Annotated in this window: 12 protein-coding genes; 7 read left to right on the forward strand and 5 right to left on the reverse strand. The window is 58.0% G+C overall.

Annotation, left to right across the window (positions count from 1 at the left end; genetic code table 11):
* Positions 1-53 precede the first annotated feature (53 nt).
* A complete protein-coding gene (queG, locus tag HCU74_RS16760; RefSeq protein WP_168451713.1) occupies positions 54-1,133 on the forward strand; it encodes a tRNA epoxyqueuosine(34) reductase QueG in 1,080 nt (359 codons plus the stop codon).
* A 28-nt stretch (positions 1,134-1,161) separates the two neighbouring features.
* Here queG and HCU74_RS16765 read toward each other — a convergent pair whose 3' ends face one another.
* Both HCU74_RS16765 and orn read right to left on the reverse strand, forming a co-directional pair.
* Positions 1,162-3,000, reverse strand: coding sequence for an autotransporter domain-containing protein (locus HCU74_RS16765; protein WP_168451563.1), 1,839 nt, complete (start codon positions 2,998-3,000; stop codon positions 1,162-1,164).
* Positions 3,001-3,189: 189 nt separating this feature from the next.
* On the reverse strand, positions 3,190-3,735 hold the full coding sequence (gene orn / locus HCU74_RS16770) for an oligoribonuclease (RefSeq protein ID WP_168451564.1): 546 nt from the start codon (positions 3,733-3,735) through the stop codon (positions 3,190-3,192).
* A 108-nt stretch (positions 3,736-3,843) separates the two neighbouring features.
* Between orn and rsgA the strand changes: the two genes are divergently transcribed.
* Both rsgA and asd read left to right on the forward strand, forming a co-directional pair.
* Positions 3,844-4,854, forward strand: coding sequence for a small ribosomal subunit biogenesis GTPase RsgA (rsgA, locus tag HCU74_RS16775; RefSeq protein ID WP_168451565.1), 1,011 nt, complete (start codon positions 3,844-3,846; stop codon positions 4,852-4,854).
* 126 nt (positions 4,855-4,980) lie between these two features.
* Entirely contained in the window at positions 4,981-5,853 is an 873-nt protein-coding gene (asd, locus tag HCU74_RS16780; protein WP_168451714.1) for an archaetidylserine decarboxylase, read from the forward strand.
* A gap of 1 nt (position 5,854) precedes the next feature.
* Here asd and epmA read toward each other — a convergent pair whose 3' ends face one another.
* Both epmA and efp read right to left on the reverse strand, forming a co-directional pair.
* Entirely contained in the window at positions 5,855-6,811 is a 957-nt protein-coding gene (gene epmA / locus HCU74_RS16785; RefSeq protein ID WP_168451566.1) for an EF-P lysine aminoacylase EpmA, read from the reverse strand.
* A 1-nt stretch (position 6,812) separates the two neighbouring features.
* Positions 6,813-7,382 carry an elongation factor P gene (efp, locus tag HCU74_RS16790; protein ID WP_168451567.1) on the reverse strand — a complete coding sequence of 190 codons (570 nt, stop codon included), beginning with the start codon at positions 7,380-7,382 and terminating at the stop codon, positions 6,813-6,815.
* A 46-nt stretch (positions 7,383-7,428) separates the two neighbouring features.
* On the opposite strand from efp, the gene epmB reads away from it, so the two are divergent.
* The 3 genes from epmB to HCU74_RS16805 all read left to right on the forward strand — a co-directional run bounded on the left by epmB (position 7,429) and on the right by HCU74_RS16805 (position 12,347).
* Positions 7,429-8,439 carry an EF-P beta-lysylation protein EpmB gene (epmB, locus tag HCU74_RS16795; RefSeq protein ID WP_168451568.1) on the forward strand — a complete coding sequence of 337 codons (1,011 nt, stop codon included), beginning with the start codon at positions 7,429-7,431 and terminating at the stop codon, positions 8,437-8,439.
* Between the two features lie 74 nt (positions 8,440-8,513).
* Positions 8,514-10,304 (forward strand): hypothetical protein, encoded by a 1,791-nt coding sequence (locus tag HCU74_RS16800; RefSeq protein ID WP_168451569.1) that lies wholly within the window; start codon positions 8,514-8,516, stop codon positions 10,302-10,304.
* A 36-nt stretch (positions 10,305-10,340) separates the two neighbouring features.
* Positions 10,341-12,347, forward strand: a complete 2,007-nt coding sequence (locus HCU74_RS16805) for an EAL domain-containing protein (protein ID WP_168451570.1) — start codon at positions 10,341-10,343, stop codon at positions 12,345-12,347.
* On the opposite strand, the gene serB is transcribed toward HCU74_RS16805, so the two are convergent.
* Positions 12,323-13,561, reverse strand: a complete 1,239-nt coding sequence (gene serB / locus HCU74_RS16810; RefSeq protein ID WP_345889702.1) for a phosphoserine phosphatase SerB — start codon at positions 13,559-13,561, stop codon at positions 12,323-12,325. The genes HCU74_RS16805 and serB overlap by 25 nt on opposite strands.
* 133 nt (positions 13,562-13,694) lie before the next feature.
* On the opposite strand from serB, the gene HCU74_RS16815 reads away from it, so the two are divergent.
* The gene (locus tag HCU74_RS16815) at positions 13,695-14,897 is read left to right on the forward strand and encodes a hypothetical protein (protein WP_168451571.1); all 1,203 of its coding nucleotides are present in this window, start codon (positions 13,695-13,697) and stop codon (positions 14,895-14,897) included.
* Positions 14,898-14,901: the final 4 nt, after the last annotated feature.

Raw genomic sequence — 14,901 nt, forward strand, 5'->3', positions numbered from 1 at the left:
CTTGGGGTGTAGAATGCGCCCATGATACCTCTCCCGATACTGAACGTAAGCTGATGGACGCCGCCGACACGGAAAAATTTTATGCTGACCTCGCCACCCAGGTAAAAACCTGGGGGAAGGAGCTGGGCTTTGCCCATATTGGCATCGGCCCGGCAGACAATGTTCAACACGCGGTACGCCTGCGGGAATGGTTAGCAAAGGACTTCCACGGCGAGATGTCCTATATGGCCCGTCACGCCGATTTACGCGCCGATGCCGATGCCCTGCTGCCGGGGACCGTACGGGTCATCAGTGCACGCATGGATTATTTGCGTGAGGGTGAAGACCCACAACAGGTGCTGGACAACCCCGACAAAGCCTATATCTCACGCTATGCGCTGGGCCGCGACTACCACAAGCTGATTCGCAAGCGCCTGGCGCAACTGGCAGAGCGGCTGGGTGAGCACGCCGGGAGTAGCCATCGCGCCTTTGTCGATAGCGCACCGGTACTGGAACGGGGCTACGCGGAACAGGCAGGGCTGGGCTGGATCGGCAAGAACAGCATGTTAATCAACAGCCGCGCCGGGTCGTGGTTCTTTCTGGGTGAAATATATACCGATGCGCCACTGCCCATCGACCCACCACAGCAAACCGCCCACTGTGGTAGTTGCACGGCCTGTTTACAGGGCTGCCCCACCGGCGCAATCGTCGCGCCCTACCAGGTTGATGCCCGGCGCTGCATCTCGTACCTGACGATTGAGCTGAAAGGCAGTATCCCGGAGGAGCTGCGACGCCCCATGGGCAACCGGGTATTTGGCTGCGACGACTGTCAGCTGGTGTGCCCCTGGAACAAGTTCGCCCACAGCAGCGCCGAACAGGATTTCTCCCCCCGCCACCAGCTCGACAACAGCGAATTACTCAGCCTGTTTCGCTGGACCGAGGCCGAATTTCTGGAGCGCACCGCCGGTTCGCCGATTCGCCGCATCGGCTATCAGCGCTGGCTAGGAAACCTCGCGATCGGCCTTGGCAACGCGCCAGCAAGTAAGGAGATAATGCAGGCACTGCTTGGCCAGCGCGATATAGCCAGCGACGTCACCAGAGAACATATTGACTGGGCCCTTGAGGAACAACGGGAAAAAGCCGGTCAGCACTGACCGGCACGACTTTGACACCGCCAAGGTATTAGAGCGGACGGGAGTAACGCAGGGTAAGTGCTTCGCGTCCCTCGCCTTCGCCGCTGTAATCGAAACTCACTGCCATGGTTGAGTCACCGGCCTGTGCGCTAATGCCGACACTGGCCTCAGCAAAGCTGTCGCCATCGGCGCGATAGGAGGGCAGCGTGTAGGAGTCGAAGCCGAGATTGCGATTGCGCACTTCAATCGTTTCATCCTGATCTTCAAGCTCACTGGCGGCAAACACTTCAACATGGGCGTTCACGTGCTGGGCCAAGCGCAGCTCAGCCAACACACCGGCCTTTACCACTCGACTGGAACGGCTCTGCTCACCCCATTCGTAATTGGATACCTCGCCACCGGATTCACGGTAACCATCAACATCAGCCTTTAGATAGCGCGCACCCATCGCGGGGCGCAGGGCAAGGTGGTCGTTGGCAAAGCTTTGATAGCTGAGCAGACCGTCGAAGTGCCAGCCAAAGCCGTCACTGCCACCCCGGGCCGTCACGCCTTGATCACCCAGGCGCACGCGGCGGTCGAGGGTATCGTAATTCACCACCGACAAGCCGCCGCCACCTTGTGCCCGCCAGTTGCCGTCGCGGAAGTTCAACGCACCGGACACGCCGACACTGCTGGCCGAGAATGAGGATTTTTGCGACTCCAGTTCATGACTGGCAAAGCCAATCATCAACGCCGCATCGAGCTGGTCACTGAGCGCATCAGTGAACCCAACGCTCAGCGACCGGTTTTCACTGTCGCCAAACTGCTCGGCATCCATCGCCACGCCACTGAGCACCCAGCGGCTACTTCCGGGATTCGCCACCAGCTGACGCTGCGCAGCCACAGAGTGCCCTTGTTGAGCACGCATAATATTCAGCCCCAACTCCGGTATCAGTCCGGCCTCCTGGGGCGCAGTTACCACGTCGATCAGGTAATCACCGGTAATTTCTCCCATACGTCCAGTGGGGTGCACGCCGTCGTTGAATATCAGTTTATCCGGGTCGGGGGTCGCTCCGTCGATACCGAACTCCGGGTGTTCAATACAATCACCACCGGCATCGTCAAAGCACATATAGCGCTGATCAAAACTCCCCAATACCCCGGGGTAACTGGTATTCACCCCGGCGGCGAAACCGAACTGCTCGGCGTTCGTCGAAACATAGTTAATCAGTCCGGCAAGATCGACCGGAACCAGATTGGCGCGCCCGGCTACGGAAAAGGCTTCCAATGCGGAATTAAACCCAGCCGCCCCCGCCGATGCAGCGGCGGCACTGCCCGGCGCACTGAGATCCTGTGCCTGCAAGGCCGGCGTATTCCCCAGGTCTGGCAGATTAGACAGCAAAATATAATTGCCACCCGCATTGTGCAGCAGCTCTGCGGAGCCCAACAGCCGTCGCGCCGAGGCGATAATGGAGGCCTGATCGTTGGCCGTACCATTAAGGAAGTCGTTGCCGCCACCGTCGATCATAATCAGTGCGCGGGGGTCAATACGCGGCTGTTCGCTCAGAAAGGATGGCCTCACGACCGTACCATTACGCGGCAGGGCCAACCCGCTGCCATTGATGGAATTCAGAATATCCGAGGTTTCATAGCCCCCTACCGCCCAGTTGTTACCGGCGCCGGCGGCGGGTTCCAGCGAGATACCAAGGGCCTCGGCCAGGTACTGCGGCGCGACACGGGCGTATTCCCCGCTGCTGAAATCACCCACCCGGTTGGTGAAACGGCGTCCGCCAAAATTACCGGAATCGAGCAGGCTGTCGCCGAACACATAAAAATTGCTGTACTGCACATCGGCATAAGCGGGTGCGGCCATGGCGATCGCCAGCGCAAGGGTACTTGGTTTCATCATTACATTTCCCACCGTTCTTATTGTTTGCCGGGACAAATGTCCCGCACTGACGCGACTTGACAGTAGCGCACACGATAAATTTACATCGAACACATCACAAAACTGATACGGTCTTGTACCTAAGGGACTAGGGAGGGAAGTAGTAAAGGAGCGAAGACGGCGGCGGGACGAAAGCCCCACCGAGGGCGGTCAGGGCAATTTCAGGAAGTGCTTGCGGTAATGTTGTAGCTCGGCAATGGAATCGCGAATATCGTCCAACGCCAAGTGGCTCCCCTTCTTTTTCACACCCGCCGCAACCTCGGGATGCCAGCGCTTGGCCAGCTCCTTGAGCGTACTGACATCCAGATTGCGGTAATGAAAATAGCGCTCCAGCCGAGGCATTTCCCGGGCCAAAAAGCGGCGATCCTGGCAAATACTGTTGCCACACATCGGCGACGCCCCTTCATCCACGTGTTTATAGAGAAATTCCAGGGTCAGTCGCTCCGCCTCGTCAACGGTCATACAGGTTTCGCGCACCCGCTTGGTCAAGCCCGACTCGCCATGCTGCCGTGTATTCCACTCGTCCATCGCATTCATCACCTCGTCGGGCTGGTGAATGACCAGCACCGGACCTTCGTCAATGGTGTTAAGGTCAGCGTCGGTCACAACGGTGGCAATTTCGATAATGTGGTCGTTCTGGGTGTCAAGCCCAGTCATTTCGAGATCGATCCAGATCAGATTTGTTTCCTTTGACATCGAGCTTTTCTCCAATTCGCCTCGGTTCAATGCCTTATGACACCTTATTTGATGGATTGTAGCAGTTCATCGGGTAAGATTAGCCAAAATTCACTAGGGCACCGCCCAATGAGCAAACGTCGAATCAGCCGCCAGCAGCGTTGGCGCATCGAAAAAATCCAGTCGGAGCGGGGTGAGCGCGCCCAACGCCGCGCCACTCAAACCGAAGCGGCGCTGAATGAGGGCGAACTTGGCCCCGAGCAAACCGGCACTGTGGTCAGCCACTTCGGTCAACAGCTCGACGTAGAGGCGGCCGATGGCACTCGCCAACGCTGCCATGTGCGCAGCAATATCGACAGCCTGGTCACCGGCGACCACGTTATCTGGCGGGAGGGCAAGCCCACCGGGGTCGTCGTTGCCCGACAGCCGCGCCAATCACTGCTGGAGCGCCCGGACAATTTCAACCGCTTGAAGCCCGTGGCGGCCAATATCGACCGTATTATTGTGGTGTTCGCCCCGGAACCCCACGCCCACGCGAACTTGATCGACCGCTACCTGGTCGCCGCCGAGGCCTGCGGCATACGGCCCACCCTGTTAATGAATAAATCTGACCTGATTGACGTGAACCGCCACCAGGATCTGATCGCGATGTGCGCCCGCTACGAGCAGATTGGTTACGACGTGATCCACGCCTCCTGCGCCAACGATGACGGCCTTGCTGCCCTCAAGGCAGAACTGCGCGACCACATCAGCGCCTTTGTCGGGCAATCCGGGGTGGGTAAATCATCTCTGGTCAACGCCTTGCTGCCCGGCACCGAAACCAAGGTCGGAGAACTGTCAGAGGCCACCGCCAAGGGTCGTCACACCACCACCGCAGCTCGCCTTTATCACTTTGCCGAGGGCGGCAGCCTGATAGACTCGCCGGGAATAAGGGAATTCGCCCTGTGGAATCTCGACCACCAACAGGTACTGGAGGGTTTTATGGAATTCCGGCCATTTATCGGCCACTGCCGTTTTCGCGATTGCAGCCACGCCCACGAACCCGGCTGCGCCCTGTTGGCCGCCTGCGAGGACGGCGCCATTCATCCTCAGCGCATGGCCAGCTATCGCCAGATCATTGCCAGCCTCGACAATCAATAAGCCCCTTTGCCGACCAAGGTTAAAATTGATCGAGGTGGGCTTGTGCTGGATAATCCTGCCAGCACCTCACCGATTTGCCACGAATGGCTCGACCTCCCCGCGAGCCAACAACACAGAGAGCCGAATGTGAATATCGTCTTTATTATCCTCCAGCACATCATTCCTCAGCACCTGCTGTCACGGCTTGTCGGGCGACTCGCCGAGTGCGAAGCACCGTGGCTGAAGAATCTGCTGATCACCCGCTTCATCAAGCAATACAAGGTCGATATGAGTGAAGCGGCGGAACCTGATCCCGCCCATTACAGCAACTTCAACGCGTTTTTCACCCGAGCCCTGCGCGACGGCGCCCGCCCCATCGACGACGACCCCAAGGGAGTGTGCTGCCCCGCCGACGGCGCGATCAGCCAGCTGGGCAACATTCAGGAAGGGCGGATATTTCAAGCCAAGGGTCAGGACTACAGCCTGCATAGATTATTGGGTGGCGATCCCGAGCTGGCAGCAACCTTTGCCGAGGGTAGCTTTGCCACAATCTACCTTTCGCCCCGTGACTATCACCGGGTGCACATGCCGGTTACCGGCACCCTGCGCAGCATGACCTACGTACCCGGCGACCTGTTTTCAGTTAACACCGTGACCGCAGAAAACGTGCAGGGACTGTTCGCCCGCAACGAACGCGCGGTGTGTGTCTTCGACACGGAGTTTGGCCCCATGGCCATGGTTTTGGTCGGCGCGATGATCGTCGCCGGCATAGAAACCGTCTGGGCAGGACAGGTTGCGCCGATCAAGCGCGAGGTTATTCGCCACGACTATCAGAAGAGCCAGGAGCCGATCGTCCTGGAAAAAGGTGCCGAGATGGGCCGATTCAAACTCGGCTCGACGGTGATTCTGCTGTTCGGCCACGATCAGATCGAATGGCTGGAGAAGTTCACCGCGACAACGCCGACACGGCTAGGACAGGCGCTGGCCACAGCGGCAATGTCACCCGTCAGCGACACCTGAGTCAGCAGCGCTCCAGCGGGAACGCTATCACCTCGTCAATGCGGTGGGCATCGTTGCTGAGCATCACCAGCCGATCCAGCCCCATCGCCACACCCACACACTGGGGCAGCCCCGCCTGCATTGCCTTTAATAGCAAGCGATCAATGGGCGGCAGCGACTGCCCAGCCCCCTGACGCACCTCATGGTCGCGGCGAATTCGGCGAAGCAGCTCCCCCGCATCGCGCAACTCATCGTAGCCATTGGCCAGCTCCATGCCGCGATAAAACACTTCAAATCGACGGGCCACCTCCCGCCCATCAACGCAGGTGACCTTGGCCAAGGCCGCCTGGCTGGCGGGAAAGTCACTGACCACCACGATGTGATCCTCGGGCATCGCCGGCTCCACCTGAGTCGACATCAGCAGCTGCAACCACAGATCCCGGTCGTCGGAGTCGAAGGACAGCTCCATATTCCGGGCAGCATAGTCACGGAGCTCACTCAGACTGGCGCCGAATGGATCCAGATCGCAGTAACGGGCAAAGGCCTCGGCATAGGTCAGTCGCAGAATCGGTTGCGAACCCACCGCGAGCTGAACCACCGCCACCACCTCGTCAATCAAACCGCCGAAGTCGCGATCAGTGCGATACCATTCCAGCATGGTAAATTCAGGATTGTGGCGACGCCCCCTCTCCCCACAGCGGAATGCCTTACATATCTGATAGATAGACCCACTACCCGCCGCCAAAAGTCGCTTCATGGCGAATTCCGGAGAGGTCTGCAAATACATAGGGTGCTCACCACCAGCGGGATGGGCAGTGGTGATAGCGTCGATATTTGGGTCAGTCACCGGTGCCGACGCCAGCAGTGGCGTCTCGACCTCCATGACTCCCTGATCAGCGAAATACTGGCGCAGCCGCGCCAGCAGTTCAGCGCGGCGTCTCAGCGCCGCGATCGACGCCGAGGGTCGCCAGTCGCTCAATTTAGCTTTTCACCCGGCTAACATATTCGCCGCTGCGGGTGTCGATGCGAATCACCTCGCCCTGGCTGATAAACAGCGGCACTTTCACCACCGCACCGGTACTCAGGTGGGCCGGTTTGGTGCCGCCCTGGGCCGTGTCGCCCTTCAGGCCGGGATCGGTCTCGACAATTTCCAACTCGACAAAATTTGGCGGTGTCACTGACAATGGCGCGCCGTTGTACAGCGTCACGGTGAACAGATCCTGTTCTTTCAGCCAGTTTTTCGCGTCGCCAACCGCTTTTGCATCGGCCTGAACCTGCTCAAAGCTGTTGGGATCCATGAAATGGTAGAATTCACCGTCGTTGTAGAGGTATTCCATCTCCTGATCCATGACATCCGCCCCTTCCAGGGACTCGCCGGACTTGAAGGTTCTCTCCCAGACCCGACCGGAGTTGAGGTTGCGGAGTTTGACGCGGTTAAAGGCCTGACCTTTACCGGGTTTGACAAATTCATTATCCAGAATGGAGCAAGGCTCGCCGTCGAGCATTACTTTTAATCCTGAACGGAATTCATTGGTAGAATAGCTGGCCATGACTTTCCTCGGCGACAAATTAGAAGCGTAATTTTAAAAGGGCACAATGATACCTCTTAACTCGTCACATTGGCAGACTACAGATTGGCAGGATCAGCTGCGCAATATGATTCGCGACCCCGCTGAATTGCTGGACCGCCTGCAACTGAATCCGGAGGATCAGCCCGATATCGCTGCGGCTCTAGCGGACTTTCCCCTGCGCGTCACCGAAGCCTTTGTCGCCAAGATGAAGCCCGGTGACTGGCACGACCCACTGTTGTTGCAAATTCTGCCTCGCGCGGAAGAAATGGCGCCCAGCCCGGGTTACAGCAACGACCCCCTGGAAGAACAACAGGCCAACCCCGTGCCGGGCATCATCCACAAATACCACGGGCGAGTGCTGTTGGTTTCCACCCCCGCCTGCGCCATACACTGCCGCTATTGCTTTCGCCGCAGCTTCCCCTATGGCGACAATCGCCAAAGCAGCGACAGCTGGGCGCAAGCCCTGGACTACGTGGCCGGGCGACCGGAAATCCACGAGGTCATTCTCAGCGGAGGCGACCCACTGACCGCTCCCGACAATTACCTTGGCCAGCTGATCGAGCATATCGCCGCGATCCCCCATGTGCGCACGCTGCGCCTGCACACGCGACTGCCCGTGGTGCTACCGGCAAGAATTACACCGTCATTGACAAATATTCTGACCCAAAGCCGCCTGCGCACCGTAATGGTTATACATTGTAATCATCATCAGGAATTGGATGACGCGACAGATGCGGCCTTCGCCCAGCTACGCGGAAAAGGTGTAACTCTGCTGAACCAAAGCGTATTACTCAGAGAAGTCAACGACAATTCGAACGACCTCACCCTTCTGAGCCACCGATTATTCGAGTCTGGAGTCTTGCCCTACTATTTGCATATACTGGACAAGGTGCAGGGATCCCGGCACTTTAGTGTCGAAGTGAAGGAGGCCAGGCAGTTGGTTAATACAATTCTAAAGAACCTGCCGGGCTACCTCGTGCCCAAGCTGGTTCGGGAAGACCCGGGCGCCCACAGTAAAACACCACTTGCACTATGATGAATTACCAAGTAGAAACATAGACTTAATGTGCCTCGTTACAACGGCGCACGAACATTCACTGATAGGACGTTATGAACAGCCCAACCAGCCTGCTCGTTCCGCTGCCGGAAATTAATCGCACAGAGCACAGCTTATTTGAGCTGGACAGCAGTGCGGTCGAGAAATGGCTGCAGGCGCTCCCTCGCGCCAATATCGGCGAAACCACTCGCCGGCTCTATCAGGCACTCACCGAGCTCAGCCACGTTAACTGCAAGGGCAAGGAACGCTTCGAGATACTGGAAAAGATTCGACCCCATGTACACTTTGTCGCTTCGGGGCTGGCCCAACACTTCCTGAACAAACCGATTGTGCTGCCACCCAAGGCAGAAAAGATTGTGCTACTGGCGGACACCCTGAATTCGCTGCTGGCCACAGGTTACTGTCAAGCCTATGTCAGCATGAGCCAAGGGTCGCGCCTGATTAAGCCCAAGGAGAGCATGGCCTGCTGTCTGCATCGAGCACTGTCGGAGCAAAGCTGTGTCTTGCTGCGCACCTACCAACTGTATCGCTCGCCGCCATCGGGCTTTTGGCTGAATTTGCACCGTATATTTCAAGTTGCCTTGGCGGCGAAGCTGAACAAATACCGCATCACTGACAAGTCGTTGGGTGATAGCACGCTGCAGCAGGCCTATATTCGACCATTATTACTGGCTACCAGTCGCACCCACCAATTGCCTCAGCGCTACATCGAAACCCTGTTTCGCGCGCTGCGCTACTGGAGCAGCAGTGTCGAGCTGCAACAGAAGCAACTGGAAACCTGCGTATTTTTGCTCAACCCCGAAGAAGACGCCCCGTCGACATACCGGGAACTGGCCAGGGCGCCGTCGCCAGGCTGGCTGGGGTTGAACACCGACCTGCTACAGGGTGGCCACAGCGTATTGCAAAACCTGATTCCCGCAGGGAAGCTGACAGGCACCTTTCCGTTATCGAACACGATCCTCGCGCAGCTCAGCACGGCATGGAGCTCCTCTACGGCGCGGGCCGCGGAGCGCATCCCCTGCAATGAGGCCACACTGATTACCGTCGGCATGAACGCAACCCACTTTTTTATTGGTAATCAGCTCGCCTTTGATCAATTTGAAATCGACAGCGACGACGCCGAGCTGCGCGCAGACCCCTTTGCGGGAAGCAATGGCGACTCCTGGGGACACAACCTCAGTCGCGACACCCGGGACTATGATCCCGACACCCCTGGCTGGCAGCGTAAGCACCACGGCATGACCATCGAGAACATCGACTACGAGCTGCCCAACCGCAAGAAGAAATCCGCGGTAGAAAAACCCTACCAATATTTGCGCGCCCGCATACTCGACCGCAGTGCTACGGGCTATCGCATCGAGTGGCCTGAGTCCGCCGAGTCACGCATTCGCACCGGCGAAGTTATCGGTGTTAAAACCAGCGACTACGAAAGCTGGCGCATCGCCATCGTGCGCTGGCTACGCAGCGACGACAGCCATCAAATGGGACTGGAAGCCATCGCCACCGCAGCAACCCCCTACAGCGCCCGATTGGTTCACGCCGGCCTGGCGGTAGATGAATATCAGCGCGCCATGCTGCTACCTGAAAACCCTTCAGACCATGCCCCGCGGGTGCTACTGACCAGCGTAGCCAGCTTTGACAAGGACCAGACCGTAGAGCTGCTTCGACCCGGCCATGTCATGCGCATCAAGCTGCAGGAACTGCTCGATCATTCCAGCTCCTACAAACTGTTTACCTACAAAGCCTTGCGGCAAGGTGTTCAGCAAACAAAAACAAAGGCCGATACAGCTCCACAGCGGGAAGAGGGCGATGAAGAGTTCACCAGACTTTGGGACATACTTTAATCAAACCCGCTCAGCGGCGCACAACAAAGAGGCAATATGAAGCGCGAAACCGCCATCAACCTGATTCTGGTCGGCTTGCCCGACGCTGACGCACAAGCACTCGTCAGTACGTTTCGGCGCGCCGGCAAAGTCGCACACCCGCAAAGCATACAAAACAGTGAACAGCTGAGCGAGATTCTGCGCCGGGAAAACGGCGACCTGCTGTTCTTCAATGCCGCCCACGCCCCGTTTTCTATCGCCCAGTGCGGGCAGATACTGCGCCATGAAAACGCCGATTTGCCGCTGATTTACCTCCACGATGACGAAGCCGCCCTCCCACCCGACGAGTCAATTTCGATCACCCTGAGCACCCATAACGTCCAGCGACTGTTCTTCTATGCCCAGCGTGAGTTGCAAGCACTGCAGACCCGTCGTGAGTTGCGCCAACTGGAGACCGAGCTGGACGAGGAGCGTCAGCGCAATGCGCTGCTGCTGAGCAACCATCAGGACGCCGTCACCTATATCACCGACGGCATGATTATCTATGCCAACGAAATATTCTGTCAGCGTTTGGGACACGAGGAACTGGATGGCTTCCCCATCGTCGACCTAATCAGCAACAAGGATCAGGAGCGCTTCAAAAGTGCCCTGAAAAAATTACAGAAGGGCAAGGACGCAACCCACCTGGAATTGAGCTTTGTCCACGCCGATGGCAGTGAGCAGCATTACAGCGTGGCCTGTGACAGTGCCAGCTATGACGGCGAAGCCTGCATCCAACTCACAGTGCAGGAAGACAATGGCGCACTATCCTCGGGCCTGCTTGACGCCACCACCGGGCTCGCCAACCGGGTCTACTTCCATCAATTGCTGCAGGATTTCGTTGATCAGCACCGGGACAGCAACAGCAGTCTGATCTTGATCGCCGTGGACAGATTCAGTGAATTGCGGCGGGACCTCGGGCTGTGTGACGCCGAGGACTTTATCAAGCTGTTAACCAACCACATCCAAACCCATCTGCCCGCTCAGCATTACGGCCGTGTCGGCGACGATTTGATTGGCGTGATCGCCCACCACGTGCCCACCAGTCGCGCCCTCGATCTGGCCACAGAGCTGCTGCAAAGTGTTGAAGGTGAAATTTTTGAGCTGCGCAAGCAGTCCCAGCAGTGCACCCTGAGCGCTTCAATTCTGCCGATTAACCACCTCACTTCGCCGGACGTCCGCTCACTGCTCGACAGCTGCTTCATCGGCATACAAAGGATCTCCGATAGCGGCGGCAACACCGCCGAGGTCTACACCAAGGAGCGCCAGGATCTGGTCAACTCCAGCAGTATTGGCGAGGTGGTTAACGAGGCCTTTGCCGACAACCGCCTGCAGCTGCTGTTTCAGCCGATTATCAACCTCAGCGATGCCTACGGCGACCACTACGAAGCCTTTCTCGATGTGAAGGACTGGCGCGAAGGGGAAGTTTCCGCCGGGGAGATGCTGCGGGTTATTGAGCAAGAGCCTCTCAACAACAAACTCGATCGGTGGATTGTCGTCGAAACCACCAAACAATTGGCGAAAAAGCGCCAAAGTGGCGAGGAAATCAAACTTATTATCAACCTGAGTGGCAATGTCTTCCACGACACCGAGTTCTGCTCATGGCTCAGCGTGGCGATGAAGGCCGCAGGCCTGCCGGGCAGTGCTCTGTCATTACAGTTCAGTGAAGAAAGTATCGCCAAGGCGCTGAAGCCGGCGCTGGACTGCTACCGTCAACTGCAACACTTGGGGGTGGAAATGGCGGTGCGCAACTTTGGCCGCAGCAAAGGCGGCAACAAATTTCTCTCCCACATTCGCCCGTGTATGGTCAAACCAGGGGTGCGCAAAAGCGACACCCTCAACTCAGAGCAGATTCGCGATATTATCAACGGGGCACGTCAGTTCAACAGTCGCGTGCTGATACCCAATGTCAGCAGCGCCGCCAACCTTGCCATACTCTGGCAGCTCGGCCCTGACTTTATTCAGGGCAGTTACGTGCAGGACCCGACCCCGGAAATGGGTTACGAATTCGCCGCCTTCAGTTGAGCCGCGACCGTCAACCGGTCGCTGATACCGAGCAGATACAGAATGCCATCGAGGCCCAGGGTCGAAATCGACTGTTTGGCATTGGCGCGCACAATCGGCTTGGCCCTGAAGGCGATACCCAGGCCGGCAATACTCAGCATCGGCAGGTCGTTGGCACCGTCACCCACGGCGATAACCTGTTCAAGATCAATGCCTTCACGGCGCGCAATTTCTCTCAGCAGCTCGGCCTTGCGCTGCCCGTCCACCACAACGCCCTGCACTTCGCCGGTGACCTTGCCATCGACAATTTCCAGCTCATTGGCGTAGACATAATCGATGCCCAAGCGGCGCTGGAGATATTCGCCAAAATAATTAAAGCCCCCGGACAAAATCGCCGTCTTGTAACCGAGCTTCTTGAGGGTCGACACCAGACGCTCTGCGCCCTCGGTAATCGGCAATTGCTCGGCGATGTCGGCCAGCACCGATTCGTCGAGGCCCTTGAGTAATTTCAGCCGCGCGGCAAAGCTCTCGGTAAAGTCCAATTCGCCGCGCATCGCCTGTTCGGTAATCGCGGCAACCTGCTCGCCCACCCCGGCCGCATGGGCCAGCTCATCGATCACCTCCGCTTCGATCAGCGTCGAATCCATGTCGAAGGCCACCAGACGGCGGGTGCGCCGATACATGCTGTCTTCCTGATAAGCGATATCAATGTCCATCTCGCTGGCAAGATGCAGCAGCTCGCGACGAAAATCCGTCGCGTCCTCCAGGTAGCCCCGCACCGATAATTCCACCGACGCCTTGGACTTTTCCTCGACACCACCCAGCGGCACACGTCCGGACAAACGATCGATACGGTCGATATTCAGCCCATAGCGGGACACAATTTCAGTCACTCGAGCGATATGCCGCGCGCTGATCTTGCGCGCCAGCAGGGTCACGATGTGCCGCTGCTTGCCCTGCCCCGAGACCCACACGCCGTAACTTTCGTCGCTGACCGGCAAAAACCGCACCTGCAGGCCCATTTCATGGCAGCGGAACAGTATATCCTTGAGAATATTCGCCGCTTCGCTTCCCGCCGGCATTTCAACCAGTAAGCCCAACGACAATGTGTCGTGAATCACCGCCTGACCAATATCCAGCACAGTGACGTCGTGATCGGCCAATATACCGGTTATCGAGCTTGTCACACCGGGTCTGTCGTCACCGGCTATGTTGATCATGATGATTTCGTTCACGCTACCCCCTTGGCAATCGCGCTATTGTAGCCGCCTTCTGCCGCGCACCCAAGTAAGATCACATGGCGTACCCCACGCCAAGGCTTGGTATACTCCCGCGAGATAATCCTGAACCGGTTAGGGATCCACCACCATGCTGAAACAGCTTCTGCGCCTGCCGCTGACCACCAAGTGCGGCCTGATCGCCGCATTGATCTGCGCTATTGCAGGCCTGACTCTGTTGGTCACCAGCATGACGGCCAGCAAGCAGATTCTGCTGGAAACCACCCGATTGATCGGCCAGCAATGGACCAACCAGCTCGCATCGCAGAGCCAGCAGTCGCTGCTGCGCAACGACCGGGTCAGCCTTCAGGCGATATTGCAGGACTATATCAACAGCCCGCTGATCGTCTACGGCAGCATTTCCGATGCCCGTGGCGATGCGGTCGCCGAGGCCGGCATAAAGCGCGAGGAAAACCTGAATTATGAAGCCGGCGTCGCCGCCGACGGGCGTCTGGGCCGGGTTCAGCTTTCGCTGAACCGGGAAATGATTGGCAATGAGATCCGCGACCTGGGCAAAACTCTGTTATTACTCACCATAATTCTTTGCGCCCTGAGCTACGCGCTGGTGGCGGTGCCAACGCGCTCCCTCGAACACTATCTACGTCTCGCCCAGGCGCGGCTTGCACAGCCCCTGCGCGACGACAAAGCTCCCTATCCGGGCGAAGACAGCCTGGGTGAGCTGCTGCAGGAAATCCACAACCCCCATATTCGCTTGATGGAAGTCGGGGAAAAGCGTTACCGCGATTACTATATGATGCATTGCCACTGGCAAGCCTATAGCGACTGCCGGGCGCAGATGGCCCCTGACCGCTTCGCCCTGCAACGCCAGCTGGCCTACTCCCGAGCCGAGGCCATAGCCCGGCTCTACCACGGTGAATTACTCATTCACCGTCACAACGGCATCAGCATGCGGTTTAACACCCTGCAGCAATGTGACCATCCATTGTTTCGCGCGCTGTGTGCCGCGGACCTGATGCAGAAACTGGACCGCGGTTTCAAATGTCGAGCAGGGATCACCAAAGTGAGTATCGAAGGTACGATGTGGGTATGCCAGGCAGCAGAGTGCGAAGCAGTGGAACGACTGGAGCGGGCCACCGCCGAGGGAGCGGACACCTGGCTGGATCACAACTGCCGCAACCACGAGCGACTGGACGCCTGGGCCAACTGCCGCGGCAGTCAGCTGAGCAGTATGAAGCCTCCCTATGACGAACTGCTGCAACGGCAGTATATGCAGCTGAAGTCTCTCGACCTCGACTCGCTACAGCGTCACTCCAGCGAGTCTACCGCCAGCTGAGGGT

It is taken from the genome of Spongiibacter thalassae, from assembly GCF_012272835.1.
GTDB classification, from domain to species: Bacteria; Pseudomonadota; Gammaproteobacteria; order Pseudomonadales; family Spongiibacteraceae; genus Spongiibacter; species Spongiibacter thalassae.